The organism is Aquitalea sp. ASV15, assembly GCF_016429115.1.
In the GTDB taxonomy this organism is placed as follows: Bacteria; Pseudomonadota; Gammaproteobacteria; order Burkholderiales; family Chromobacteriaceae; genus Aquitalea; species Aquitalea magnusonii.
Genome location: NZ_JAELTZ010000002.1, coordinates 57056 through 83768 on the forward strand (window position 1 = coordinate 57056; position 26713 = coordinate 83768).

Sequence of the window (26713 nt, forward strand, 5' to 3'; positions counted from 1 at the left end):
GACTGTAAACAATGGCGGCAGCTTTGCCCAGCCACTTGTCCCTGGTCCGGGCTGCCGGCTATCAGTGTTTCAGTTTGGCGCTGGGCGCCGGCGTCGGCAAAAAGCCCTGGCTGAGCAGGTGGAACAACAGCCAGCCCAGCGCGCAGATGCCAACCAGCGCGGCAAGCCCCAGCAGCAGCTTCACCAGCAGGGCCATGCGCGGCGAAGACAGCAGGCCATCCTGGCGCGGCGCTCTTGCCCGCGGCACGGCGGCAGCGGGCGGGATGGAGGCCGGCCCGGCAGCGGCAGGGCTGCGTTCGGCCCTCTGCTGCGGCGCTGCGCCAGCGGCTGCGGGGGTGACCGTTGCGGGCGGGGCCGCGGCAGGCTGCCCATCGGCCATGGCCGCGCCGGCAGACCCGGTGGCTTCGGTAGCTTCGGTGGCTTCGGCGCGCCGCCCGGCCTGCTCAACACCGGGCGGCGGCGCTACAGCGGCAGGGCTGGCCAGCGCCACCTGCGGCGAGGCACCCGCCTCGCCAATGCGCGCCAGCCGGCCCATCAGGCCATCCAGCCAGCCCAGCGGCGGCGGCGGCGTCAAATGGGCTGCGCGTTCGCGGATGATGCGGCTTTCCACCAGCACGAATACCACGCACAGCAGCGGCACCACCACTTGCAAGGCCGGGGCCTGGGTATTCACCCAGTCGGCCAGCAGCGGATCGCTCACCGCGATCTGGCCGGCCACCCAGCCTAGCAGGGCACCGCCCAGCGGAATCAGCAGCGGCATGTCATTCAGCAGGCGGGCAATGAACAGGCTGCCGTACATCAGCAAGGGCACGCTGAACAGCAGGCCGAGTATCAGATACAGCACGCTGCCCTGCGCAGCTGCCGCCAGCGCCACCACATTGTCCAGGCTGAGTACCAGATCGGCCATCACCACCACCGACACCGCCGACCACAGCTGGCGGCTGTCGGCAGCACTGCCGGGAAGGCTCTCGCCGTCGTCATCACCCAGCAGCAGCTTGATGGCAATGCTGATCAGCAAGGCCGCGCCCAGCAGTTTCAGCAAGGGCACTTGCAGCAGGAAACCCACCACCGTGGTCAGCAAGACCCGCAGCAGGATGGCAAAGCCGGTGCCCAGCAGCACCGCCTTGCGCATCAGCTGCGGCGGCAGCGAGCGGCAGGCTACCGCGATCACCAGCGCATTGTCGCCACTGAGAATCAGGTCGAGGAAAAACACTTGCAGCGTCATGCCCAGCGCATGCATCAAACCATCCAGCTCCATCACAGCCTTTCATTCAGCACAAGCGCGCCCGGTTCAGCCATGCAAGGCTCCGGTCACCCCGGCGTACAAACCCAGCCCGCCGGTCAGTAAAAACAATATCCCCACGGCCACGGCATAACGCCCCTGCAGCCGCAGCCCTGCCGGCAGCTCGCTGCGCGCCAGCCAGAACAGAAAACCCAGCACCAGTGGCAGCAGCACGGCATTGAGCACGGCGGTGGCAATGGACAGCCGCACCAGGCTGTGGCTGAACACCACCGTCAGCGCGGCAGCCAGCAGCAACAGGGCAAAGGCGCCGTAGAACCACGGGGCCTGCAGCGGATGCTGCTCCAGCGAATGACGGGTGCCGCGCATTTCCCCCAGCGCCCAGGCCGCCGACAGACAGACCACGATGGTGGCCACCAGCGCACCGCCGCTGAGCGCCAGCGCAAACAGCAAGCGGCCAGCCAGCGGCCCCAGCACGCGGCCAAAGGCATCCGCCAGCTCCGGCACGGTATCCAGCACCACCCCGCCATGGCCGGCAAACACCGCAGCCGCGGCAATCAGCACCGCCGCAGTCACCAGCTGGCACAGCACCGCCCCCAGCATGGTATCCAGCCGCGCCGCACGCAGGTCGCGCAGGTCCAGTCCCTTGTCGATCAGCGCCGACTGCTGATAGAACACCGTCCACGGCATTACGCTGCTGCCCAGATTGGCCGCCAGCAGGTAGAGATAGCTGGCATCGTGCAGCGGCATGTCCAGCGCCTGCTGCCGGATATGCTGCAGGTCGGGCCGGGCCTGCCAGGCCATGTAGAGGAAGGCCAGCTCGGCCACGCCAAACAGCATGGCCACGCGTTCCACCGCACGGTAGCTGCCGCTGCACACCATCAGCAGGATCAGCCCGGCCACCAACGCCACGCTCTGCCATACCGGCACGCCGTAAAGCTGGCCGACACCGGCCAGCCCGCTCATTTCGGTCAGCAGCGCACCAAAGCAGCTGGCCACCAGCGCGGCGCAGGACAGCTGGGCCCAGCAGCGGCCAAAGCGCTGCAGGATCAGCTCGCTGTAGCCCTTGCCGGTGGACAGCGCCAGCCGCACCGTCAGCTCCTGCACGATGAACAGCAGCGGAATGATGAGGAACTGCAGCAGCAACAGGCGATAACCCCATTGCGCACCACTCTGCGCCGCTGTCAGCACGCTGCCGGCATCGGTATCGGCCAGCATCACCACCAGCCCCGGCCCCAGCGTGGCCGCCAGACGGCGCAGCCGGCCGGCAGACAGCCACTGCGGTAGCACCAGCTGGCTCATGGCTTGCCGGTAGCCGGCCCGTTGCGGAAGTCATGCAGCAGCGCCGAATCCGGCGTCAGCAGCAAGGTGGGAGCCGAATCGGACAGCGCCTGCCGGTAAGTCTGCAGCGAGCGGTAAAACTTGTAGAACTTGGGGTCCTTGCTGAAGGCCGCCGCCAGCACCTTGTTGGCCTGGGCATCGGCCTCGCCATGAATGATGGCGCTCTGCCGCTGCGCCTCGGACAGGATCACCGTGCGTTCGCCATCGGCCTTGGCCTGGATTTCCTGCGCCCATTGTCCGCCCTGGGCGCGCAGTTCGCGTGCTTCCTGCTGCCGCGCCGATTTCATGCGGTCGTAAATCGCCTGGCTGGTTTCCAGCGGCAGGTCGGCACGGTGCAGGCGCACTTCGGTGACTTCGATGCCCAAGGAACGGGCGCGGGTAGCAGTTTCCTGCTGGATCTGCTGCACGATGCGGGTCCGCTCTTCCGACAGCAGTGACTTCAGCGGCACCTTGCCCAGTTCGCGCCGCAGCGAGGTACTCACCAGCTGGGTGAGCTGCAAGCGGGCCTGGTCTTCCGTGCGCAGCGCCTGATAGAAGCGCAGCGGATTGGCAATGCGGTAGCGGGTGTAGGTTTCCACCTCCAGCCGTTTTTCATCCCCCAGAATGATCTGTTCCGGCGGCGGCGCCAGCGTTTGCAGCCGCACATCATAAAACTGCAGGCTGTCCACCAGCGGCAGCTTGAACTTGAGGCCGGGCTCGGCATCCACGTCGATAGGCGCCCCCAGCCGGATGATCAGCCCCTTCTGCCCCTCGCTGAGGGTATAGAAGGAGGACGACAGCAGCCACAACACTGCCAGTGCGCCGACCAGGCCGGCGCCTTTGTATGAGCGGGCCATCAGCGGGTCTCCTTCGCCGGCTTGGATTTGTCCTTGTCCTGCAATTGCAGCAGCGACAGCACGCCGCCATTGCCTGCCTTGCCGGAGGAATCCACCACCACCTTGCTGGCCTTTTTCAAGACTTCGTCCATGCTGTCCAGATACAGCCGCCAGGCGGTGACATCCTTGGACTGGGCATAGCTCTGGTAAACCGAATCAAAGCGCTTGGCCTCGCCCTGCGCCAGATTCACCACCTGGCTCTGATAGGCCTGCGCTTCCTGCAGGATGCGGGCGGCATCGCCACGTGCCTTGGGCAGGATATCGTTGCTGTAAGCCTGGGCTTCGTTGCGCGCGCGTTCCTGGTCAGCACGGGCGCGCTGCACATCATTGAAGGCATCGATCACCGCCGCCGGCGGGTCCACCCGCTGCAACTGCACCTGGGTGACGATGATGCCGCTTTCGGCCTCATCCAGCCGGCTTTGCAGCAGGGCGCGGGTTTCTTCGGCCACCTGCTGGCGGCGGTTGGACATCACCGCCTGGATCGGCGTCCGCGACACCACCTCGCGCATGGCGCTTTCCGCGGCAATGCGCAGCGAGGTTTCCGGATTGTTCACCTTGAACAAAAACTGTCCGGCATCCTTGATGCGCCAGAACACCGCGCAATCGGCCTCGACGATGTTTTCGTCGCCAGTCAGCATCTGTTTTTCGCGCGGATCGCTGGAGTCGGTGGCTGCGCCGTCAAACAGATTGGCCAGCTTCAATTGCTTGATCTGGGTAACCTTGGGCAGCAGCACGGTTTCAATCGGCCATGGCAGGTGATAATGCAGCCCGGGCTGGGTGGTATCCACCCAGCGCCCCAGGCGCAGCACCACGCCCTGCTCGTCCGGCTGCACCTTGTAAATGCCGGCCATGATCCAGCCGCTGGCCAGCAGGCCGCCCAGCAGCAGCAGGCCCTTGCCGCGCATGCCCATCACATCCAGATAGTAATCCAGCCGCTGCGACCAGCCATGCTGGCGCCCGGCACTGTCCGCTACCGCGGCCGGAGCGTGTTGTCCGGCTTCGTCTTGTTGCACAGCCATGCCTCTCTAACTATTGGGCGACACCCGCCCCCGCTTGCCCGGCAAGCGACCCGGATGCCAGCCCCTGCCCTGCACCCGTCATTGTCTACAACGCAGCAGGGTTATTGCGGATGACACACCGCCCCTGCCACGGCTCAAAACCAGCTGCTCGCCGCCAGACCGATACCGCCCAGTGCCGACAACAGCGACACTGCCAGCAGCCAGCGGCGCTGGGTCAATACCGTGATGGAGGCCATGGCCACGGCAATCTGGATCAGCGTCATCGCCAGCGCCATGCGCTCGTGCGGACGCAAGACGCGCTCCGATTCCTCGCTCAGCCTGCGCGACTCTTCCTGCAAGGCTTCCGCTTTTTTCTGTTGCTCCAGCTTCTGTGTTTCCTGCTTTTGCAGATCAGCCTGGAACTGGGCCTTTTGCGCCGGATCGGTCACCAGCACCAGCGCCAGCTGGTCCAGATGCGCCTTGGTCGATTTGGCCTGGTAATAACCCCAGGCATCCGCCGCCTCCGACTGCTTGAGAATGCTCTGATTCTTCAGGAACAGCGCCTCGTTCTGCTTGGCGCCGCTCTGGTAACTGAAAACCGCACCGATGGTCGCCAGAATCGCAGTCAGCAAGGCAATCTTCTGTGCCAGCTGGCCTTTTTCCGCCTCTTCCTCCAGCAGCTTTTCATGCAAGCCCGCGATTTCGTATTCCTCTTCCGCCATCACCATCCCTCCATACTCGACACGACTGCCCGCCAGCACGCGCACAACAGATCAGATTATTCCGCGGGCATCGTGCCGAATACTCGCCTGACAACAAGGGTTAAACAAGCTAAATTTTGTGCAGATTTTGTATGCGCAGCAGACGATAAACCGCTGCTTAATGCAGTTTTTCCAGCAGCTGGTAGTACCACATGCCCAGCGCCAGCAAGCTCTGCCCCAGCTTGTCCCCCAGCGGCAGCCGTATATGGCGGAAGTGCTGGAACACATCAAACTGCTCCATGCTGCCGCAAATGGCCCTGGCCATGACCTCGCCCACGATATGCGAGGTGGCCACCCCGTGGCCGGAATAGCCCTGCGCATACCAGACATTGGGCGACAGCTTGCCCAGCTGTGGAATGCGGTTGATGACGATGCCCATATTGCAGCTCCACTGGTAGTCGATCTTCACGCCCTTGAGCTGTGGAAAAGTGCGCTCGATGCAGGGCCGCAATTCGGCGGCAATATCACGCGAGGCCCTGCCCGAATAATTGGCACCACCGCCAAACAGCAGCCGGCCATCGGCCGTCATGCGGTAGTAGTCCAGCACAAAGCGGCAGTCGTAAACCGCCACATCCAGCGGATTGAGCTGACGCGCCAGCGCCCCCAGCGGCTCGGTGGTCACAATGCCGCCCGCGGCAGGGAAAATCATGCCCCCCAGCCTGGCACGCTCCAGCTGATGGTAGACATCGCCCGCCAGCAGCACCTGATCGGCACGGATGCAGCCGCTGGCGGTACGCACCAGTGGCACGGCACCGTGGCAGATCTCCAGCACCGGCGAATTCTCGAAAATCAGCCCACCCAGGCTGGCCAAGGCCCGCGCCTCGCCCAGGCAGAGATTCAAGGGATGCAGATTCATGCAGCGCTGGTTATAGATGCCACCAAAATACAGCGGCGTATCCAGAAAGCGCCCCAGCTCGGCCGCCTCCACCAGCGCGACGGCATCGCCCATGCCATGCTGCTGCGCCTCGGCGAAAGCACGGCGCAATTCCGCCATATGGGATGGTTTGTAGGCGGTATGCAGGTGGCCGAACTTCAGGTCGCAGGCGATACCATAGCGCTCGATACGCTGGCGAATGATGTCATGGCCGCGCCAGCGCAAAAACCAGATGAAATCGTCTGCCGCCTGCTCCCCCACCTGGCGCGCCAACTGGCGGCGCATGGCCCCATCACCCGACAAGCTGCCGGTGACCTGTCCGCCATTGCGGCCGGACTGTCCCCAGCCAATGCGCTGCGCCTCCAGCAAAGCCACTTTCTTGCCGCGCTCGGCCAGTTCCAGCGCACTGGCCAGGCCGGTAAAACCACCGCCAATCACCACCACATCCACCCGCACCTCCCCCTCCAGCTGCGGGTAAACGGTATCGCCAAGCACGGTGGCACTGTAATAGGAATGAATACGTTGAGTGCTCATGACACTGGTCCTTTACGAAGCTGCTGCAATCCTGTCCCCACAGCGGGAGACAGCGTGATTACCGTCAGGTCTTCGGCAGGCGTCCCGTAGCGCGGCACTGTGATGCAAGCCGCGGCAATGCGCGCTGCGGACAGTGGCGGGCAGGGAGAGGTGGCGAATCCCGGCAGCCTGTCAGGTCAGCCCTGCAGACCACCGCAGTCTAGCGACAAGCACGGCCGGCGCTCAATGGTAATTTGATCAAAAAAACCATGATACATTGACAGGTCTCGTAAATATAAATGTAAACACCCCAAAAACAGGTATTTTTACCGGCAAGGCAAATTCATTACCACGCCAAATTTGATCATACAAAGCAGTAGTGTGCTGACTGCAAGACCACCCCGTATCCCTCCCCGGCCTCCATCCAGCACAAGCAACTACCCAGCCAGGCAAAAGCCGGTTACAATGCCACCCTTCGCGGGCGTCGTATAATGGTAATACCCAAGCTTCCCAAGCTTGTGCCGTGGGTTCGATTCCCATCGCCCGCTCCACACCGAATTCCCGCAGATCCTTGATCTGCCAAAGAAAAAGCCAACCGTTACCGGTTGGCTTTTTTCTTGTCTGGTCGATATCTGGTCAGAGGCGGGTCAAGCTGTAGCAAGCAGCAGCCGGCGAGATCCAAGAAGGACCTCAGCTCGGCCTCAGCGGACGTTGGAGGTATCAAGGGGGCAACGGCTGATGACACAGTAGACCGGCCGTTCAAGACGATTGCCCACCTGCAAATCGTCGGCCAAATTCGACGCCCAGGAATGTCATAAGCAATGGCAGCTCTAGCCACTTCATATTTCAACTTCCTTGTTGCAGGGTAGCCAACGGCGCTGGTCTAGGATTTTTCAACGAGAAGTGAAGGCCTGATAAACCATCTCGGTCATCAGCATAGGCACGCTATGCCTATGTTCTCAATAATTTGGTTATGGCATCGTATCAGCTGTAAATGGAATATCCACCCATACGTTTCCTTCTTGGATACTGAAGTACATGCCAAAGGCCGCGTAAGTCTGAATGACCAATCCCATCAGGGGCTTGAGCTCATCAAACGTCGTCCAAGAATCCCTGCAGCCATCAAGCCGCTGGAGCTCCTCTACAACAGCATGCCAGACTGCTTCAAGACCCGCAGCTTCAAGTGCCGCCAGGCTTTCAGGAGCAACATCTTCAAGGTTGGTTCCGTTGGCCACGAGCCGCCCTGCTGCATATCCGAAGCATTGGAATAGGAATCGGACTTTCTGCTGAGCGAGGCCACCAACTTCGTCCAACCGATGGTGTGAGCGATACTCGCGAATAGCGGACTTCACATCGGATGCCACATCGCGCACCACCTCAGCTACATACTTAGGATGCATGTCGGGACTTGATATGCCAGAGGTGCAATAGTTGTTAGCAAAGTATTCACACCAAGCTGACTCGGCAGCCGTAAAGGTATGCCATTCCAAGCCTTCCATTTTTCGCTTTAGGAATTCGTGCGCCAGCAGTGTGCGTTTTCTTCCGTAGTCATGAACGTGACATAGCTCATGCATTACTAGGTCAATACACAGATTTTTATGGTCCTGGTCTTCATCTTGGGCAATTCCCAACGCTAATCCAGCGTCCAAAACCGTCACGCACTTTTCATCCAAGTGAACAACCATGGCAACGCCCACACCACTGTTCTCGGTAGTGGCGTGACAGAGACGTCCGGCCCGTTCGCTTACGTCCCGCAGTGCTTGCTGGTAGTCATGGTGGAAAACTATGGAGTCGAGTGCCTCAAAGCTCATCCAAGGATGTCGCCTCCGCATTAGAACGGAGTAAATCTGGAGCTGTTGGTGAACGAGTTGAGCTAGCTCTGCGTTACCACTCCAGTTAAAAGTGACTTGGCAATTCAACGGTGGATTTTCTTCAATTTCCTTCGTTAATTCATCCACGAATGCATGAATCTCATCGTCGTGAACCGCATCAATCGAGTCGTCTGTCATGCTAGCACCTTGAATTGCTTGGCATTGATTTGGCCTGTAACGTTGTAGAACTCTTGCTTGCTCTTGTGCGGCAGGAAGGTGTCGAGGTTATCCGTATGCACCATTTACTCCCTAGCCCTATTCATCAGCTCGATTGAAGCTGGCAAGCCCAAGACTCACTCCGCCCCGTTCTCACCTGCGGACAGCTCAATCCCCAGAGCATCAGCCACATGTCGATTGTTTTCGGCGGTATCGGCAAAGGACCACTCCTTGTCCATCAGTGTACGAATGTAAAAGCCGTCGCTGTAACGTGACCAGAGCATGCAGGGTAGGAAGTACGCAAGCAGCGCCAGCAAGATGGAGTCGCCCAGTGCGCGAGCCAGGAACATGCCCAGCATGGTGAACAAGGACAGCTTCAGGAAAATCAGTGGCTGATTGCGTGTGATCGCCTCGACATGGCCAGCCAGCATGGTGACCAAGGATGGGCGGCTGAAACGGACCTTACGCAAGGTGCCGTGATCGGAAAGTAGGATATGCATGGCGTTTCTAGGATTGTTTGCTTGAATCGAATGACCCTAGCCGCGATGGCTTGGTGTCATTACTGAGAACTCGCGACAGATGCCGCCACCCCGCCCCGCTGGGCATCCATCCGCCGCAGCTCCTCCGCCAGGTTCTTCACCGGCTCGTTGCCGGGGGTATTGGGTAAAGGGAAACCAGACGCAGACCATACAGTCAACAGCTTCGGCCGAAGCTGTCTTTACTACAATTGAGTGAGGAGCTGCCGGTTAACACAAAATTCAGGACATGCCCTCAGCGGGTTGGTACAGGTGCTGCAAGCGCTTGGCGATCAGCATTTTACGTGCCTGAATAAAGTCGAGGAAGTAGAACTCGTCGTACAGCGCCGGGTCGTTGGGCAAGTGATGAGTCATCCAGAAGTCGGCGCTACGGCTGGCCACCCAATCTTCGAAGTCCATCGCGTAGTATTCACGTGCTTCGTCTTCAGTCATCAGCGTGTAGTTGCCCAGGCGAGCCGACCAGCTACCAAAGGCTGAAATATCGGCATCGTTGACTCCTTGCGTACGCAGGCGCTCGTCCAGCAGGCGATGTGGTGGGAACACATGCACCAGGGCAGTGCGCTGTTGCGCAGTCTCTGCGCCTTGGTACAACAGCGAGAGACTCATGCGGCCGAGGCGGCCTTTGGCCTCCTGGGCGACGAAGCGACCGACGACTTCGTCACTGTAATTCATCGTCCGCCCGAGTGTCGGCATGAACTCAGCCAGGGCCATCGCCGGGAAACGATCACTGGTCTGAATGTACTCATTCACAAGGCGACGGTAGCGTTCCGCCGTTGAATTGCCCGCCGCGCCCAGCAGGTTCAGGAACAAGACGGAACCAATCCACACGCGGATAAGCTCGGCATTGTCGGCGTCCAGCTGCCAGTCAGGCAGTGGTTTACCCGTATTGAGTTTGAAGATGAACAAGGCAATCAGCATGACTGCGTTATTAGCCATCAATACAGGTCCGGTCATGCCATAGCGCACGAACCACTCGGTACTTAAGCGCAGTGCCTGTTTCACCTCCGGCCAACTTTTTTCGATTATGGCGATATTGCGAGGCGTGAAGTTGCGCAACTGGAAAGCCGCGTCCAGGTCGTTGAAATACAGCCCGCAGCGCAGCAGGAAGTCGCGGTCAAAGGCTTTGCTCTGCCCTTGGGTCAAGGCGTCACGCATAAATGTGGTGAGGGCTTCGGTTTCATCACGTGCGTTGAATTGATCCCAACGCAGCGTGACCATCGACATCAACAGATCGGCCTTGCTGAGCTTGGTGCCGCCGTCGTTGGCCCGAATGAAAATGTCCAGTACTTTGTCGTAGGACTGTTCTTTCTCGAGGTAATACGCCAAGCAGTGTTCTTCGTGCACGACCTCAAACAATCGCGCTAGGTTGTTCTTCAAGATGCGAGTCGATGTCGCAGTAAGGTCTGCGCGGAGCAAACAAAGCTTATCAATAAGCGCAGCCAGCTGGTCACGATCGGTAACCTGGCTGATCTGAGACACCTTTAACCAAAAGCTATGGGCATCATTCTTGGGAGGTTTTTCCACCGGGGCGAACTTGAATTGATAGTAAAGCTCCCTGACAGTACTGTCATCCTCCTCCTCTTCCTCGTCATGCGGGGATTCAAGAAGGTTAAAGAACAGGGCTTGCGCCACGTGGCCCGCGCCTCTGCCACGCTTGCCATTGCGCACATGGTAGGTACCCGTGAGGGCAATCAGCAGCGAGGTCAGACGTTGCTGTCCATCCAACACTAAGGTAGCCGACTGGTTGGCGGCAAATACCGCCGGCTCGTTGTGCGTGTTGCCTTGCTGAAAGTTGCGCACGAAATTGTAGATGTCCCAGTCGCCAAAGTGCTCAGGGTGTAATTCCCAGAACAAGAAGGTGTTGATCGGGTAGCCGCGCATCAACGAGTCGAATAGTCTGACGATTTGCTCTGGCTCCCAAACATAGGGGCGCTGAATGCTGGGAATGAAGATTTCGCGGTTAATTTTGGGTAGCAAGTCAGCGATGCGAGCCCCGAAGTATTTCTGCACTCTTTGGTTTCTCTTTAATATTGGGTGGCGCGTTCAATCAAAGTAGCCAGATCCAGATTGATGCTGGTGGTCGCCCAGTCGGGTTCTTGCTTGAAAGGGCGGTGAATGTAATACGGGCCTTCGACATCATCGCCGTCCACCAGCACCACTGCCAGGATGAATTTGTCTGCCTGGTTTAACCCGTACAAAATCTCATTTTTGGTCACAGTGATGGTGTTCTGCCCTTTGGCACGCCCCTTGACCTCGATATGGCGCGAGGGACCCAGTTTGCCGTCGGGCAAGCGTGGAATACTGGTGATGTCCCAACCACATTTTTGCGCTGACACATCGAAGACTTCGTAGCCCATGGCTTTTTCTACCGCAATGACGGCATGCATGGCGGCCAATTCTACCCGACGCCGTGCGTCAGCATCGGCAGTCCAGTTGTTTTGGCCCTTGCGCTGTGCCAAGAGGCCGGCTGGAATGATCAATACCCCTCCAATCACAGTTGGCGGCGCGGCCACCAGATGACGCATGGCCTCCAGTACTTGCTGGCGGCTTTGCAGGCGGCCGGTCAGGTCATCGATGGTGCGGCGGACGTTGTCCAGGTTTAGGCGGACATCCTTGCCGGCGGCTTTGTCTTCGCTGAGTTTGATCTGCCGCTCTGCCCAGTAGTTGATTTCTTTGACTAGCCGTTCGCGCACGGCCAGCAGCGTCTTGTTGACCTGACGCTCGCGCCGGCCGGCGACTTCGGCAAAGTGAACCGGCGCCATGTGCGCGGAGGCATGGGCCAGAGCCTGCTCTTCCAGCCCCTTGGTCAGCCAGGGTGCGTGAAGGGCATCTTGCACCAAGGACAGGTCTTCAATGGACAGTTCTTCCAAGTCTAGGTGGGGCGCCCAGCCGGCATGATAAGCCTGGCCGTTGGCATCGATTTCGACAAACTGTATGTGACGCGACGCAAGGAGCTTGTCGTCGCTACCTTCCTTGATTTGATGGTCGATCATGAAGGCGACACGTGGGGTAATGCCAGTGTCGGTCGGGTCGAGCAGAACCGCGCCCTGTTTGAGCTTGCCGCGATGCTGCTCGATGATCAGATCGGTTGTCGCTTGCATCAGCGGATGACCCGGGTGAATCAGGCTGGCCATGGCTGCACTGGCGCGGTCTTTCAGGCGGATATGGCCTTTTTCAAAACAGATCCGCTCGTAGCGGCGCAAGACCGGGTTGAAATTACGACGGTCGCGGCCGGCAATCTGGCGATCCCGTTCGCGGATGATGGCAGGGACGTTGCTGATCTCGTAACGTTTACTTTCGCGCTCGCGTAGTTCGCCGCCAAGAGACTGAAAAGCCTGCTGAAAGAAGGCTTGTATGAAAAAGGGCTGCAGCTTGCGGGCCTCGGCTTTTTCCATATCTTCCTTCACAGTGAAAAGACGTGCTTCATCCATGACGTCATCAGTCAGTGCATTGCGTCTGATGATGTCTTCGAGGTGGTGGCGGTCCAGCGCACCTTCGACCTGTTGTAGCAGCCGGGCTTTGACTTCCGGGTCTTCGCCATAGCGAATAGCTTCGATCAGCAGGTCTTTCAGGCTAATATTTTCGAAGACCTCACCCAATACGTCAAATACCTTGCCCTTGAGCGTTTCGCGGGCGGCTTCCATTTTCTCAAACAGTTTCTGGAACACGTCGCCTTCGCGCGTTTGCGCGGCCACCATATTCCACAGGTGGCAGACCTCGGTCTGACCTATGCGGTGGATGCGGCCAAAACGCTGCTCCAACCGATTGGGATTCCAAGGCAGGTCGTAGTTGACCATCAAGTTAGCATTCTGCAGGTTGACGCCTTCACCGGCGGCATCGGTGGCAATCAGGACTCGTGTATCCGGGTCGTTGCGGAACAATTCTTGTACCTTTCGCCGGTCTTCGCGTTTGACGCCACCGTGGATGACTTCAACGGATTGCTCATTACCGAGCAATGCACGGATTTTGCTGGTTAAGTAGGTGAGTGTGTCCTTGTGCTCGGTAAAAATGATCAACTTGCGTTGACACCCTTCGGCATCGTGCATTTCGGGAGTGTTTTGCAACAGCTTGGAAAGCTGATCCCATTTCTTGTCCAAATTAGAGGCGCGAACGCAATCAGCTTGGTTTTCCAAGTCATGCAGAATCAGAATTTCCGCTTCCAATTCGGCTAGTGTTCGGGCCGCAGTAGCCTGGTCAACAATGGCTTCTTCGATACGTTCCTGCTCTTCACCGTTAAGGTCGTCCACATCTTCGGGAAGTGACCAACCTTGCTCTTGTAACAGCTGCTGACCGAGACCGGCCATGCGTTCCTCTTCGGCGCGGCGCTGTAACTTGAGGCGGCGTCGACGTAACGATTGGTAGATAGCTTCTGGGCTAGATGCCAATCGTCTCTGAAGGGCGGTTAGTGCGAAACCTACCGTGCCTTTGCGCCCGCCGTCGAGCTGATCGGCCCGGTTCATCTCCTGTTTCACATAATCGGTGACCGCTTGATACAGCACTACTTCCGGTTCAGAAAGTTCGTAGTAGACGGTATAGGCGCGGCGTTCCGGAAACAGCGGTGTGCCGTCAAACTTGAGCAGCTCTTCCTTGACCATGCGACGCATCAAATCCGAAACGTCGACCTTATGTGCGCCATCACGAAACTTGCCGTAGAAACGGTCTGTGTCTAGCAAGGACATAAACAACTGGAAGTCTGCTTCTTTGCCATTGTGGGGCGTAGCAGTCATTAGCAGAAAGTGGCGGGTGATCGAACCCAGCAGCTCGCCAAGCTGGAAACGCTTAGTTTTTTTTATCTGGTTGCCAAAATAGTTGGCCGAGAGCTTGTGCGCTTCGTCGACGATAATTAGATCCCAATGGGATTGCTTTAGCTTCTCCAGTAATTCGTCACTGCGGGAGAGCTGGTCGACCCGGGCTATCATCAGGTCGACATCCTCGAAGGGATTGGTTGAGTGTGACTGTTCTATTTGTTCACGGGAGAAAATGGAGAAGTTCAGGCCAAACTTCTCCATCATTTCGTCCTGCCACTGTTCCACCAAACTACCAGGCGCCACAATCAGTACGCGGCGGGCATCGGCACGGATCAAAAGCTCGCGGATAAAGAGACCGGCCATGATGGTTTTACCGGCACCTGGGTCATCCGCCAGAACGTAACGTAACGGCTGGCGCGGTAGCATTGATTCGTAGACGGCCGTGATTTGGTGCGGCAAAGGTTCAACATTGGAGGTATGCACCGCCATCATTGGGTCGAACAGATGTGCCAGGTTGATGCGATAGGCCTCTGCGACCAGCTTGAAATCGGCGCCGGTGGCATCGAATGCCCATGGACGCCCCACTTCAGCCAGAGAAAGCCGCACTTCATCTGTGCGATAGAGCATGGCGTCACGGCTTTCTCCTGATGGGAGGCGATAGTTGACCTCCAGCGCATCCGGACCGACAAACTCGGCAAAGCGCACTACCACGACTTGATTAGGCTCTAGCCCCGATATAGCGGCTTTTGTCTTGATATCATCTAGCTTTAGCATGGGCATTTTCTTTTTTTGAGAGCAAGGAGAAAATCTCGCATTTTTTGCACCGCACCATATATTGTAACGATATTACCTCACGTCAGGAGGTGTGCTGCACACATTCATTCTTTCAAGGTTCCAAACGTATGCTCTACGGTCTAGCGCCTCAGCTTCATCATACCGACCCATATATCATGTTACTTTTGCACGTCCTCAAGCACACCTTCACTTTCTCCGCCCGTGATGCACCGGTAGCTGTTTTTTCCTGTAACCCGAAGGTGGATCTATACACCCTCCCAAGTCACACCGCTACTAAATTATGGGTTTTGCATTTTACTATATGGAAATCAATTCATGTGCTATGCAATAGCCTCAACAGAAAAAAATTGTCCACTGGTATGTCTACAACACAGCGGATGCGAGTAAAGACTTCTCAGCAAATCGCTCATACAAGCACTATTCAAATACTTTTCCTGGCACTTGCTTCACTCTATTTTCCATACCTATTCTAGAAAAATACTTTGCTCAATCAAAGCCATGATGCTTCAAGCGATTGACAATTATTTGATACGATTTTTTAAGATTTCCTGGCGAAATATAAGGAGATCTCGGATTAACAGCGATATGAAGTTTCTCATAGCTTACCAATTCTGGAACATGGGAAAACCACTCAGCACGCGAACGCATTACAACAATTTCAGCATTTCTCCTCATGGCTTCTCTCACAAGGTGAAAGCCATATTTCTGGGAAGGCAAAATTGGGCAGGCTTTGCTGAACTCTTTAGAGTGGTAGGGGAAAAATTGTACGCAAGCCAATCCACTGGAAACTGCCATAAATCCCACATCTTTAACTAACTGCTTGGTTCGCGTGTGCCACCACTTTCCTCCTGGTGTATCAGGCGATGGTTGAAGATGAAGAAAGGGGTAAGGTTTCAAATCATGAACAAGGCTTGACTTTGCTTGACATATAAATTCATTATTCTCATGCGCAAGGTAGTCTGCTGCGCTAAGGCCCGGATTAAGATTTAGCACAACAACAGGGGCATCGACATTTCCAAAATATGGCTCGGGAAGCAAGTCGAGAGCAATTTTGTACTTTTGACTACAACGCTCATTAAATGCATGAATGGATACAGCATCTGAATCAATCAGATATGGCTTGCTGCTTGGCAAGTCGAACCACGGATTTTTCACTCCACCTCCATCTAAAATATATCATACAAATTACTAATAACATTCAGTCTTGCAAATAATAATGATAGCATGCAAATTTTAATTATATTAATTTTGACAGGGCATTCTCACGCTTTGCCACAGGCAAATCCCAGCCTTTATTTTCATACACAGCCCGACCATTTATCATTGCCCTACCCAACACTAGGACACAAAAAATAATACCCCAAGCAAATATTTTCTCTTCAAAGGTATTCGGTCTGTCTTTTCGCTCACCCATTTGCGAGTAGATCACCACAAATGCAAACACCAAAAAGATCAACTTGAAAACTCCAATAAATAAACCTAGAAACACACTTCTATTGTGTCGTATCGCATTACTGAAATTGCGAAAAAGATAATAGACACCACTTACGATTGCACACAGCAACAAGCTCCATTTCCAAACAAAACAAAATGCTACAGTAATAAATGGTTGATAGGAAGACAGTGTCAGTACAAAAAGGGGAAGAATAATTATTAAAGCACAATGCCACATGTCCGCAACATCATAGAAGATCACCACTTTATTCTTTGAGCCTGCAACCATCAGTGCTATGACCATCAATATCAGCAGGATCAATCCTGCCGTCTCTACATCCGACTGAATAGCATTCATGTCAAAGCGCCCGTAAGTAAATTAGTCACTTGCTTCCGAGTAACGATTAAGTAACCTTTTCGCTGCCTGTCTAAATTCGTCACGTAACCAGCTTGGCCCTAATACTTTCACGCTATCTCCAAATCCCCGCAGCCACCAACGCAACTCTTCGGTATTCGGTACTGTTGCACGCAATAGGACAGTATTCTCGTCAATAGTTGTTAGGCTCTGGTCATCAGATAGTGGGCACTCTCTCAAGTGGTTAGCCCCTTGCCAAGTGAACTCCACCTCAATATTCAATGTTTCATTACCTAGGAGATAGCCAAAGCTGCCTGATTTGATGTACTCATCCAAATCAAATCCATCTACTTGAATAGCCGGTTCATCTAGCAGTTGCACATCCTCGACTCGATGCAAGGCCAGCTTGATAACATCCTGATAATCCCAAAAAGTGCATAACAGATATATCGTCTGATCCCGCACAACAAGCGCTAAAGGATTAATGATGTATTCCTTATGCCCACTTCTGTATCGTGGCCTATATCGCACAAAAGCGCGCTTTTCTTGTAGCAGTGCCTGATACAGTTTGGCTTGCGCTTGCTCATTAATTACCGGAGGCTGAAGCTGAAATCCTTTGGGCAGAACGCGCACCTTGTCTGGCCAAGCAGCTATTCCAATACCTGAAGTTGAGTTCAATACACCTGTCGCAGAACGAAACCATGGCTGCAATTGTGCAAGCGTATTGGTTGGCAATATCGGCCGAAGGTAGTTTTCAACCAACTTGAATGTCAGTGCTGCATTCGGCTCCAAAGCAGGAATGTTTAACTGATCAGCAGATGAATGCCATGACCACCCCTGGGGCTTTGAGCCATCGCAGACCAAAGGAAACTCCGTTGACAGTTTGATCAGGTCACGCTGTATCGAACGAAGCGTGACTGCGAAACCGGCGTCTACCAGCCTAGCCTGCAAGCTGCTTGCATCTATTTTCCGCGGGTGACGAGGAATGCTTCTTAACATCGCCCATTGTCTAAGTAGTGTGTCGTTCATCTGGCCCATACTCGAAGGATAGCCTGCCATAACGACAATCAGTGTCGCATGCCATTGGCAATTATTCTATTCCTTGTTGATTTGATCTCTCAGGTGGGAGATGTCCGCAATTCTGTGTAAACCGACCATCAGATGATCCCTTTCTGACAGACGGATTTGGCCGATCAACGGCCAGCGGATGTGGAATCGAGGCCATTGCAAACAAAGCAGCAGCACTACCGGAAGGCCCCGTGTCTGGTCAGCTTCTGGTCACTGCGGCGTCAATCTCAGTCAAACAAGGGCGTAATGCAGCCCTCTGTCAAGCAAGGAACACACTTAGATAGCGCAGATTAAGTTCAATATTTTCAGTAACTTACTCATCATTGCGTAATGACAAATGGGAGCTGATCCACGTGTTCGATTCCCATCGCCCGCTCCATACCGAATTCCCGCAGATCCTTGATCTGCCAAAGAAAAAGCCAACCGTCCGCGGTTGGCTTTTTCTTGTCTGGTCGATATCGGGTCAGAGCTGGGTCAAGCTACAGCAAGCAGCCTCCTGCGTAATCCAGGTGGGACCACTGCTCGTCCAAAGCCGACTTCAGCCTCAGACAAGAAACCGGCAGCAATGTGCCAGTTACCTGCCGCTCAGCCACTAATGACGGTCAATGGCCGTTTCATCTCCGGTGAGGGAAACCCTGCCCCCCTGCGGTCATTGGCGCTTCAATGCTTTAACAGGAGCTAACCAAGCGGAGTGGCCATAAAGTGTCTAGCAAATCTGGGGCGATCCACCCAAGACTCACTCCGCCCCGTTCTCACCTGCAGACAGCTCAATCCCCAGAGCATCCGCCACATGGCGATTGTTTTCGGCGGTATCGGCAAAGGACCACTCCTTGTCTATCAGTGCGCGAATGTAAAAACCGTCGCTGTAACGTGACCAAAGCATGCAGGGTAGGAAGTACGCCAGCACGGCCACCAAGATGGAGTCGCCCAGTGTGCGGGCCAGGAACATGCCCAGCATGGTGAACAAGGACAGCTTCAGGAAAATCAGTGGCTGATTGCGTGTGATCGCCTCGACATGACCAGCCAGCATGGTGACCAGGGATGGGCGACTGAAACGGACCTTACGCAAGGTGCCGTGATCGGAAAGAAGGATATGCATGGCTTTTCTAGGATTGTTTGCTTGAATCGAATGGCCCTAGCCGCGATGGCTTGGTGCCATTACTGAGAACTCGCGACAGATGCCACCCCCCCACCCCGCTGGGCATCCATCCGCCGCAGCACATCCGCCAGGTTCTTCACCGGCTCGTTGCCGGGCGTATTGGGTAGCCGGAAGGCCAGCAAGCCAGCCTGGCGCACCGCGGCGTCGCGCTTTTTGTCTTGTTCTTCTTTGCCACGGTGGCTGCTGTCGTCCAGCTCAATCACCGCCACCACGCTCAGGTCTTTGCGACACACCACAAAGTCAGCCACCTTCTGGCGCATGGTGCCGAACAGCGCATAGTTCTGCTCGCCAGTTCCGCCCTTCACGCTCAGCAACTGGCTGAAACCCACCTGGGCTAGAACGATGAAGTCTGGCGACAGGTGCTCCACCAGCCGCCAGTAGCAACCCTGCTCACGTGCTGACAACAAGGTCGGCTTTTTCAAGCAGAAGCGCGCATTGCCGTAATCCATCGGCTTTTTAACCACCGACCTAAATACCAACTCAGGCGGAGCCTCGGGTACAGATGCCGTGCGCGGTTCCTGCCGACAGGCAGACTGCTTGCCACGGCCGCGAGTGCCGCGTCGCTGCTTGGGCATCATCACGGCCAGCACACCCACAATAGCCATGAAGATCAACGGCCATTTGATTGCCCCCATGATGGGCCCCATCAAGGATGGCGCAGGGATAACAACAGGCAGTGGTGGTACTTGTTGACTGGCAGCCTGAATTGGCTGCGGGGTAATAGGTTGCGCTGGCGGCAAGGCAGGTGTGGTGGGCACGGGCTGCAGTGTGGTCTGTGCCTGCGTGGCGGGCTGTACCACTTGGCTAGGCATGGGTTGCCCAGTATTCATCACCGTACAACCAGGGTAGTTGCTATAGATGGGCCGACCGGTTTGCGGGTCGGTACAGGTGTAAACCTGAGCGGCTGCGCTGGCGCTGGCCAACAGCAGGGATAAGGACAAAGCTTTAATCATCCAAATATCATATTGCTAAATCATAGCGGCCGCCAGGCAGGTAGCATGCCCACCGTAAGGAAACCCGTCACTCTCCTGAAAACTATCCCGATTCAATCTTTGCTTGAGCTTTGCCCGGCCTCATACATGGCGAAAAGATCATCGATAAGTAGTGTGAGAGCTTTACGCAGTTTATCAGCCTCACCTTCGATACGTTTGAACTCGTTTCTGGTCAAAACACCGTCCTCGATATCTACAGATATTTCCTCGATCAGGCTGCCAAACTCTTTGGACATCTTGCTTATGTCATTGACTATCGTGAGGGAACCGCTACGCCCAGCCTTGGGAATAGGAACAAAAAATCCACCAAACTCACTAGCAAGTGCATCCAAAATCCGTGAATTACCCGTTACCTTCATCAGCAGCTCTGCCTCTTGAAGCGACAGGTGGTGACTTTTGTCTTTGCTGACATTCACCTTATTCCTGAGCATTTGGGCACTTTTCAGACCTATAGCCTTAGCAAGGTGGTCCGTGTCTTTGTAGTCATGCACGGTGGCGTGCGCAGCTTCGGCAACTTTCATGTTTATGGCTCACTAAAACAAACGATGATTTCGACATACCACAATAGCATATTTGGTGTATCGAAACTGAATCGATCGAAGGAGTCACAATGAAAGTACGATTTACTAAGCCGCTTGGGAAGACAAAGCAATTGCCTGAGTTGGTGATCAACTGGCACATCACAGAAGCCTGCAATTATCGCTGCAGTTATTGCTATGCCCACTGGGAAGGGCGAGACCGAGAGGTAGTCCATGACATCCAGGCCTCCTCGCGGATGCTAGAAAATTTATGGCTTTACTTCCATCCAAAGAACCTTTCAAACCCACTGCGGCAACAGATGGACTGGCAAGGAGTTCGGCTCAATTTGGCAGGCGGTGAACCTCTTCTTTATCCGGAACGCGTTCACCAAATTCTGTCAAATGCCCGTGAGATCGGCTTTACCACCTCCCTAATCACAAATGGTAGCCTTTTGTCGACGGACCTTGCTCAACATCTTGCTCCAAACCTCTCCATGCTAGGGATCAGTCTGGACTCTGGAATCACGACGACCAACAAACTCATCGGACGGCAAAGTCGGCACGGTCAATTACTGTCGATCGAACACCTTCAAGACGCAATCAATGTGGCCAGGCACTGGAATCCAGAGCTAAAGACCAAGCTCAACACCGTCGTCAATGGTCTCAATTGCCACGAGGATCTCAGTACCGTGATCAGGTGCTTGGCACCTCAACGCTGGAAGGTGTTGCGAATGCTGCCCATCGTGACCAACCAACTGATGGTCAGCGATGCAGATTTTCAGGGGTTTGTGGCTCGTCATCGGGCGCTGAGAGACATCATGTGCGTCGAGGACAACACTGAAATGACTGAGTCCTACGTGATGATCGACCCGCTTGGCCGCTTCTTCCAGAATGCCTTAGGCCAATCCAGGTATCGGTATAGTCGCCCAATTTCGGAAATTGGCGTTGCTCAGGCATTTGCTACGGTTGGAGTAGACGCTGACAAATTCTGCGCGCGCTACCTTGCGAATGTCGAAAAGGCCATCGCATGAAACGCTACAGTACCTCAAAGGAGATCAACGCCCTAGTCCGCCAGTTGGTCCGAGATGGTTGGCAATTCCAGCGAGGTGGGCATCACGGCAAGCTCTACGCGCCCAACAGCGCAACCTGTTTAAGCGTACCTTCAACCCCGAGCGATCACAGAGCCTTTCTCAACTTTCGACAGGACGTACGTCGCATCCAACCCATGACCTAGCCACCAGCGGGTAACATACTGTCCACAGAGAGCGGTACAGACCAGTACTGTGCAGGTGGATCCTCAGATTCAGTGACCGGATCGAGGCGCTCCAGCCGGCGGTGCGGTGGGCCGAACTAGCCGCTCGCGCGCGAAACATGGCGGCGCGCTATTCAAAGCGACATGAATTGTATTTCATGCTATATAGATAGATAATATTCTAAAAAATGACAAATATTGTTTCATGCCGTCGTCTTACCTTGCTCGACCCGCCTTCGCCCCTTCCTCTTCCCTGGACTTTGCCTTGCATCCGTGGCAAGGGCGGTTTTGCCATCCGGCGACCGAGCGCGCCTTTCAGCGGCATCAGCTTCGTCATATCCATACCCAACTGTGCCTTCCCCTGAGTTTCGGTGCGGCCTTCTATATCGCCTTTGCCCTGACCGATGCCGCCGCACTGGGCTATGGCTTTCACACACTACAGCTGTTGCTGGCCCGCCTGGTGGCCGCCATCACGGCGACCGCCGGCCTAGTGCTGCTGACGCGCCGCCCCCACTCGCTCTCGCTGCCGGCGAGCATCGCCACTGTGATCGAGGTGGTGGGCGTGGCCACCTTCCTTCTGATCGTGCTGTACCGTCCAACTGAAGTTTCCAGGCATGCCATGTCCATGACCATCATGCTGGTAGTGCTGTACCTGTTCATCCCCAACCCCCTGTTGAACGTGGCCGGCATCGCCCTGACGGCGACGCTCGCCTTCCTTGGTCTGATCTGGCATCTAGGCACGTTGAGTCCGTCCGACCTAGTTACTATAAGCACGCTGTTATTGCTGACCAACACCTTCGGCCTAGTGGCCACTTGGCGCTATCAAGGCCCGTGGCGCGAGGAATTCTGCGCCCAATTCAGGCTGTACGCGCTGCTGGCCCATGACCCGCTCACCGGCTACCACAACCGGCGCTATCTCGATGAGCAGCGGTTGCAGCAGGAAATCGACCGGGCGCAGCGTTACGAGCATTGGCTGACCGTGGTCTTGTGCGATCTCGATCATTTCAAGCGCATTAATGGCAGCTGCGGCCACCTAGCCGGCGATGATGTGCTGCAGCAATTCGGCAAGCTGTTGCACACCACCACTCGCGGCCCGAGCGACCGTGCGGTGCGCTATGGCTGCAAAGAGTTTCTGCTGGTGTTGTCAGAGACCGATCTCGCCGGCGCCATGCAGTTGGCGGAACGCCAGCGCACGACCCAGGAAGTCCAGCCGCTTGCCCACCCGGAACAACGCCCGATCATGGCCACCGCCAGCTTTGGCGTAGTCGCGGTCAACTTTGGCGAAATCGGGAACGAACTTAGTCAGAAAGCCCTGATTGCCATCGCCGATGTCCTGCTGTACCGCGCCAAGCAGGCGGAGTGCAACTGCATCGAGGCCTTGGTGTGGGCGCCCGATGGCGATTACATCATTAGCCCGGAACACGGGCAGAACGAACGGGAACGCCAAGTTTGCTCCTGCCTCGCTCACTGATCCTTCTTCACAAGACTAAACCGAGCACCCTGCAGAGGCGCCCGCACACTCATGGAGCAAAGCATGAAACTCAAGAAGCTTGGCCTTACCCTGTCCGGTGGCGGCGGCAAAGGCTCCTATCAGATCGGGGTCTGGCAGGCTATGCGCGATCTCGGACTGGACAGCCAGTTGAGCACCATTTCCGGCACCTCGGTTGGCGGTCTCAACGGAGCCATGTTCGCCCAAGACAAGTTCGACCAAGCCAAGTCCATGTGGTTGAACATTGAAAGCCGCAACATGCTTTCCATACAAGACGTCCCAGGACTGGCTTCACGCCTGACTGCGCTGACCGCCGGTGGCATGATTTCGCCAGTACTCAGTCAATTCATCCGTACCAAAGGCCTCTTCAAGCCGGATGGCCTCAAGAGCTTGATTGACGAAGGACTCGATGCAGGCCAACTGGCCTCCTCGGCCCTGCCGCTGACAGTGGCGCTACACAATACCGAGGCCAACCGGGTCGACTACCTGCAGGTGCGCGACGCACATACCGCCGCCGACATGCTGCTCGGCACCGCCGCCCTGCCGATGATCTTCGACGAGGTACGCATCCACGGCAGCACCTACAGCGACGGCGGCTTCTACTGGGGTCTGCCGCACAAGAACGTCGACAACACCCCGATCATTCCGCTGATCGAAGCCGGCTGCGACACCATCATCGTGGTGTATCTGTCACCCGACGACCTGAGCATCGACCCGCGCCACTATCCAGGCGTGCGCATTCTGCCGGTGATGCCGACCAGCAGTCTGGGCGGCGTCACCGCCACCCTCGATTTCTCCAACGAGGGCGCAGCCCGGCGCATGGAGCAGGGCTACAACGACGGTCTGCAGCTATTCCGCCACCTAGAACTGTTCCTCAGCAACGAGGCCCAGTACGAAGCCCTCTGGGAGCGCGTGCGCCTGAGCGCCGAGGAAGAACGCAAGAGCGCCGAGCAACTGCAGGCCATGGATCGCCAGCACAGCCAGACGGTCGACGACATCCACGACTTCGACCGGACGATCCGCCGCGATGACTTCAGCCAGAAGCTCGATCTGGCAGACGACGACGAAACGCCGTTGGCGCTCGACCAGCTCGCTCTGGAAAACACCGCACTGCTCGCCGACATCGAACGCCGCCAGATCGAAAGCGCCGTCGACGACTTCCTCACCCAGAACGCCAACAACCGCCGCAAGGTGGAAGGCGCCGTGCTGGACGCCCTCAGCGCACTGTCGCCGGTTGGCGGGCGCGCCAGTCATCTGCGCGAGCAGGGTTTTCTGTCGCGCTTCATGGGTGCCATCACCGGCAAGAACCAGCAGATTGCCGCCGAGAACGACCGCGACCTGGCCCAGGCGCAGTTCGCCGCCCTGCGCCTGATCGCTGCCGTACAGGAAAAGGGCGCGATCACTCTCGAATTCGCCTGCGCCATGCAGAATCACCTGAATAGCGCCGTTGTCGAGATCCAGCGTCTGGGCGAGCGCCACAATCGCGACCTACACCGCGTCTACCGCTCGCTGGCCGGCGTCTACTGCAAGCTGCGCGAGCGTCTCAGCCAGCATGAAGACCGCCTGAGCGCACTGGAGCGCCAGAGCCGTCTGCACCACTGGCTGCTGCACTCCAACCAGCCGCGCCTCGACGGCAAGCCGCTGGCCAGCCTGCAGGTACCGCTGCGCCTGGCCTGCCTTGCCAACGATTTCTATCGCCTGACCGAGGGCAACTGGTCGCCGGCCGAACTGGTCAGCCTCAAGGAGATTTGCATCAAAACCGGGCTGGACGACCAGCAACCGGTACGAATCGCCGACTTCTGCCAGCAACTGAGCGAACAGCCCGAATGCACATGGGCCATGACCGAACGCTTGGTGATACTCCCCGAGGCCGGCCACCAGCCCGGTCAGCCGGCCCGCTGGCTGCGCGATCTGCGCAATCACAGCGCCGAGCCGGTGAACAGCGAGCAGGCCCTGGCGCTCTGGGGCTATGACGCTGCTACCGAGCTGCCGGCCTGGGACTTTCTCGCCGAGCTGCTCTATCACCTTAAGGTCGCCGGCTTTTCGGTCGTGCATGGTAGCGATCTGAGCCGTTTCAAGGCTGGCTGGATCGACCAGCTCAAGGTACTCGACGAACTGGTCGGCGAGAAGATACTGCCGGAAAGCTTCGCCAGCGAAATCACCGAACTGCGTCAGGCCATTGACGGCTTCCGCCTCAAGGTGCCGCTGATCGGCAAGTTCAGCGTCGGCAAGTCCACCCTGCTCAACTGCTGGCTGGGCGAAGATATCCAGAAGGACGACCTCGGCGCCTGCACCAGCCTGGCCACCGAATTCCATTACGCCCTGCCGGGTGAAGAGAAGCTGGTGATCCACTGGCTGGACGACGTACACAGCGGCCCCCTGCACCGCGAGGAGCGCGAACTCTCCTTCTACCGGGCACTGCTGGAAAACCCGCGCACTGCCGTACAGCCGCCACTGTTCGTCGAGCTGCATCTCAACCGCAGCGCGCTGGCCCGCCACCCGGATCTGATCCTGGTCGACACTCCCGGGTTCGGCTCCAACAACGGCAACCACGAACGCGCCCTGCAGCAGTACATCGGCGAGGGCGTCGCCTGCATCCTCTGCGTCACCCGCACCAGCCAGGTCGGCATCGACGAACTGGGCTTCATCAACCGCCAGCATTCCCTAGGCCAGGACTTCTCCCTGCTGGTCTGTCAGGAGGCGCTCAACACGCCGAGCCAGCGCGATGAGCTGCGCCGCTTGCTGGCCGAACAGGCCGGGCTCGACTCCAGCCAGCTGGTACGCGGCTGCTCGGCACGCGAGGGCGACCTGAGCGGCTTCGATGACCTGCTCGCGCAGCTGGAAACCCGCAAGGCCGCTCTCTTCCACCAGCATCTGGCACCACGAGTCGAGAACCTGCGCGTACAGGCCGAGCGACTGATCCGCCAGCAACTGGCACTCGACACCACCCGCGACGAGCTGCTCGAAAGGCGCAAGCTGCTCGACCGCAACCGCACCCGCCTCGAAGAGAACTACGCAAGCGAAAAGGAAAACCTGTTGCGCGACTGCCGCGGCCCTATCACACGCCAGGTGCTCGCCACCGTCAACAGCTACCTGCGCAGCCGGCGCAACGCCTATGCGCAGATGCTGCTGGCCGGCCAGGGCATCGGCCCGCTGCTCACCGCCGATGCGCGCAACGCCTGCCAGCTGGCCGTCGAACAGAGCCTGACGCCACGCTTCAAGGAAGCCTGCCAGAACCTCGGCAGCCATATCGAACTGGGCGCCTTCGACGGCCCGCTGCTGGCCGGTGAAGGCCCGGCTGGCATCGAACAGGATCAGGGCGTCGGCGGCGCTGCAGCGGGGGCCGCCGCCGGCGCCGCCATCGGCAGCATGCTGCCGGTGGTCGGCACCCTGGTCGGTGGCTTAATCGGCGGCATTATCGGCCTGTTCGCCTCGCGCAGCAGCAAAGAAAGCGAAGCAGAAGGCAAGGCTAACGAAGCCATCGAGTCGATCATCAGCCAGCTGCAGTCGGCAATTCCCGACCTGCTGGTGAAACAGTCCAGTCAGTTCCTCGCCAGCATGCACGAGAAGATCACCAAACAGCTCGATACCCAGAGCGAGAACATCAGCCGTATCGACGAACAACTGAGCGCTGACGAACAGCTCAAGCAACAGATCCAGCAGCGGGCTGCGCAGGCCCTCGACCAGGTGGCCGAACTGGTCGCCCAACAACCGGCACTGGCTGCCTGACCGGAGTTC

At 57.1% G+C, this 26713-nt stretch carries 19 protein-coding genes, 1 tRNA gene and 1 pseudogene; 4 read left to right on the forward strand and 17 right to left on the reverse strand.

The features are described 5' to 3' along the window. Positions 1 to 61: 61 nt before the first annotated feature. The 6 genes from JHD64_RS01170 to JHD64_RS01195 form a co-directional block, all read right to left on the reverse strand. Entirely contained in the window at positions 62 to 1258 is a 1197-nt protein-coding gene (locus tag JHD64_RS01170; RefSeq protein ID WP_199051995.1) for a YjbE family putative metal transport protein, read from the reverse strand. A gap of 33 nt (positions 1259 to 1291) precedes the next feature. Next, positions 1292 to 2542, reverse strand: coding sequence for an NRAMP family divalent metal transporter (locus tag JHD64_RS01175; RefSeq protein WP_199051996.1), 1251 nt, complete (start codon positions 2540 to 2542; stop codon positions 1292 to 1294). Then, positions 2539 to 3417: a protease modulator HflC gene (gene hflC, locus JHD64_RS01180; protein ID WP_059284368.1), complete on the reverse strand. Its 879-nt coding sequence runs from the start codon at positions 3415 to 3417 to the stop codon at positions 2539 to 2541. Before hflC ends, JHD64_RS01175 begins: the two co-directional genes overlap by 4 nt. Further along, positions 3417 to 4475 carry an FtsH protease activity modulator HflK gene (gene hflK, locus JHD64_RS01185; protein ID WP_082693228.1) on the reverse strand — a complete coding sequence of 353 codons (1059 nt, stop codon included), beginning with the start codon at positions 4473 to 4475 and terminating at the stop codon, positions 3417 to 3419. The genes hflC and hflK overlap by 1 nt, the downstream gene beginning before the upstream one ends. Before the next feature lie 134 nt (positions 4476 to 4609). After that, entirely contained in the window at positions 4610 to 5176 is a 567-nt protein-coding gene (locus tag JHD64_RS01190) for a DUF4337 domain-containing protein (protein WP_158527723.1), read from the reverse strand. A gap of 157 nt (positions 5177 to 5333) precedes the next feature. Continuing rightward, the gene (locus JHD64_RS01195) at positions 5334 to 6623 is read right to left on the reverse strand and encodes an FAD-binding oxidoreductase (protein ID WP_199051997.1); all 1290 of its coding nucleotides are present in this window, start codon (positions 6621 to 6623) and stop codon (positions 5334 to 5336) included. Positions 6624 to 7079: 456 nt separating this feature from the next. Between JHD64_RS01195 and JHD64_RS01200 the strand changes: the two genes are divergently transcribed. Then, a tRNA-Gly gene (locus JHD64_RS01200) sits at positions 7080 to 7153 on the forward strand. A gap of 420 nt (positions 7154 to 7573) precedes the next feature. On the opposite strand, the gene JHD64_RS01205 is transcribed toward JHD64_RS01200, so the two are convergent. The 11 genes and pseudogenes from JHD64_RS01205 to JHD64_RS01250 all read right to left on the reverse strand — a co-directional run bounded on the left by JHD64_RS01205 (position 7574) and on the right by JHD64_RS01250 (position 20237). Next, a complete protein-coding gene (locus JHD64_RS01205; protein ID WP_199051998.1) occupies positions 7574 to 8611 on the reverse strand; it encodes a hypothetical protein in 1038 nt (345 codons plus the stop codon). A gap of 155 nt (positions 8612 to 8766) precedes the next feature. Then, positions 8767 to 9129, reverse strand: coding sequence for a hypothetical protein (locus tag JHD64_RS01210; protein ID WP_199051999.1), 363 nt, complete (start codon positions 9127 to 9129; stop codon positions 8767 to 8769). Between the two features lie 258 nt (positions 9130 to 9387). Further along, positions 9388 to 11175 (reverse strand): DUF262 domain-containing protein, encoded by a 1788-nt coding sequence (locus tag JHD64_RS01215; RefSeq protein WP_199052000.1) that lies wholly within the window; start codon positions 11173 to 11175, stop codon positions 9388 to 9390. Positions 11176 to 11189: 14 nt separating this feature from the next. After that, positions 11190 to 14687: a helicase-related protein gene (locus tag JHD64_RS01220; RefSeq protein ID WP_199052001.1), complete on the reverse strand. Its 3498-nt coding sequence runs from the start codon at positions 14685 to 14687 to the stop codon at positions 11190 to 11192. 507 nt (positions 14688 to 15194) lie between these two features. Beyond that, a complete protein-coding gene (locus JHD64_RS01225) occupies positions 15195 to 15863 on the reverse strand; it encodes a hypothetical protein (protein ID WP_199052002.1) in 669 nt (222 codons plus the stop codon). Positions 15864 to 15945: 82 nt separating this feature from the next. After that, positions 15946 to 16500 carry a hypothetical protein gene (locus JHD64_RS01230; RefSeq protein ID WP_199052003.1) on the reverse strand — a complete coding sequence of 185 codons (555 nt, stop codon included), beginning with the start codon at positions 16498 to 16500 and terminating at the stop codon, positions 15946 to 15948. 21 nt (positions 16501 to 16521) lie between these two features. Continuing rightward, entirely contained in the window at positions 16522 to 17526 is a 1005-nt protein-coding gene (locus JHD64_RS01235; RefSeq protein WP_199052004.1) for a YafY family protein, read from the reverse strand. 775 nt (positions 17527 to 18301) lie between these two features. Further along, positions 18302 to 18664 (reverse strand): hypothetical protein, encoded by a 363-nt coding sequence (locus JHD64_RS01240; protein WP_199052005.1) that lies wholly within the window; start codon positions 18662 to 18664, stop codon positions 18302 to 18304. A 59-nt stretch (positions 18665 to 18723) separates the two neighbouring features. Next, positions 18724 to 19359 carry a DUF2726 domain-containing protein gene (locus tag JHD64_RS01245; RefSeq protein WP_233170278.1) on the reverse strand — a complete coding sequence of 212 codons (636 nt, stop codon included), beginning with the start codon at positions 19357 to 19359 and terminating at the stop codon, positions 18724 to 18726. A 99-nt stretch (positions 19360 to 19458) separates the two neighbouring features. Beyond that, positions 19459 to 19677 (reverse strand): annotated as a pseudogene (locus tag JHD64_RS22435) (DUF4124 domain-containing protein); the annotation flags it as partial. A gap of 92 nt (positions 19678 to 19769) precedes the next feature. Continuing rightward, a complete protein-coding gene (locus JHD64_RS01250) occupies positions 19770 to 20237 on the reverse strand; it encodes a phage regulatory CII family protein (RefSeq protein WP_199052007.1) in 468 nt (155 codons plus the stop codon). A gap of 89 nt (positions 20238 to 20326) precedes the next feature. Here JHD64_RS01250 and JHD64_RS01255 point away from each other — a divergent pair, with 89 nt between their 5' ends. The 3 genes from JHD64_RS01255 to JHD64_RS01265 all read left to right on the forward strand — a co-directional run bounded on the left by JHD64_RS01255 (position 20327) and on the right by JHD64_RS01265 (position 26704). Continuing rightward, on the forward strand, positions 20327 to 21265 hold the full coding sequence (locus tag JHD64_RS01255) for a viperin family antiviral radical SAM protein (protein ID WP_199052008.1): 939 nt from the start codon (positions 20327 to 20329) through the stop codon (positions 21263 to 21265). A gap of 486 nt (positions 21266 to 21751) precedes the next feature. Then, positions 21752 to 22957 carry a diguanylate cyclase gene (locus JHD64_RS01260; protein WP_199052009.1) on the forward strand — a complete coding sequence of 402 codons (1206 nt, stop codon included), beginning with the start codon at positions 21752 to 21754 and terminating at the stop codon, positions 22955 to 22957. Positions 22958 to 23020: 63 nt separating this feature from the next. Next, entirely contained in the window at positions 23021 to 26704 is a 3684-nt protein-coding gene (locus tag JHD64_RS01265) for a patatin-like phospholipase family protein (RefSeq protein WP_199052010.1), read from the forward strand. Positions 26705 to 26713: the final 9 nt, after the last annotated feature.

Bases quoted from the DNA above. Each gene is read 5' to 3' on its own strand.
- JHD64_RS01220 (WP_199052001.1), bottom strand. From the start codon at position 14,687: ATGCTAAAGCTAGATGATATCAAGACAAAAGCCGCTATATCGGGGCTA.
- JHD64_RS01250 (WP_199052007.1), bottom strand. From the start codon at position 20,237: ATGAAAGTTGCCGAAGCTGCGCACGCCACCGTGCATGACTACAAAGAC.
- JHD64_RS01240 (WP_199052005.1), bottom strand. From the start codon at position 18,664: ATGCATATCCTTCTTTCCGATCACGGCACCTTGCGTAAGGTCCGTTTC.
- JHD64_RS01230 (WP_199052003.1), bottom strand. From the start codon at position 16,500: ATGAATGCTATTCAGTCGGATGTAGAGACGGCAGGATTGATCCTGCTG.
- JHD64_RS01195 (WP_199051997.1), bottom strand. From the start codon at position 6,623: ATGAGCACTCAACGTATTCATTCCTATTACAGTGCCACCGTGCTTGGC.
- hflC (WP_059284368.1), bottom strand. From the start codon at position 3,417: ATGGCCCGCTCATACAAAGGCGCCGGCCTGGTCGGCGCACTGGCAGTG.
- JHD64_RS01265 (WP_199052010.1), top strand. From the start codon at position 23,021: ATGAAACTCAAGAAGCTTGGCCTTACCCTGTCCGGTGGCGGCGGCAAA.
- JHD64_RS01205 (WP_199051998.1), bottom strand. From the start codon at position 8,611: ATGACAGACGACTCGATTGATGCGGTTCACGACGATGAGATTCATGCA.
- hflK (WP_082693228.1), bottom strand. From the start codon at position 4,475: ATGGCTGTGCAACAAGACGAAGCCGGACAACACGCTCCGGCCGCGGTA.
- JHD64_RS01170 (WP_199051995.1), bottom strand. From the start codon at position 1,258: ATGGAGCTGGATGGTTTGATGCATGCGCTGGGCATGACGCTGCAAGTG.
- JHD64_RS01210 (WP_199051999.1), bottom strand. From the start codon at position 9,129: ATGCATATCCTACTTTCCGATCACGGCACCTTGCGTAAGGTCCGTTTC.
- JHD64_RS01245 (WP_233170278.1), bottom strand. From the start codon at position 19,359: ATGGGGGCAATCAAATGGCCGTTGATCTTCATGGCTATTGTGGGTGTG.
- JHD64_RS01190 (WP_158527723.1), bottom strand. From the start codon at position 5,176: ATGGCGGAAGAGGAATACGAAATCGCGGGCTTGCATGAAAAGCTGCTG.
- JHD64_RS01175 (WP_199051996.1), bottom strand. From the start codon at position 2,542: ATGAGCCAGCTGGTGCTACCGCAGTGGCTGTCTGCCGGCCGGCTGCGC.
- JHD64_RS01255 (WP_199052008.1), top strand. From the start codon at position 20,327: ATGAAAGTACGATTTACTAAGCCGCTTGGGAAGACAAAGCAATTGCCT.
- JHD64_RS01235 (WP_199052004.1), bottom strand. From the start codon at position 17,526: ATGAACGACACACTACTTAGACAATGGGCGATGTTAAGAAGCATTCCT.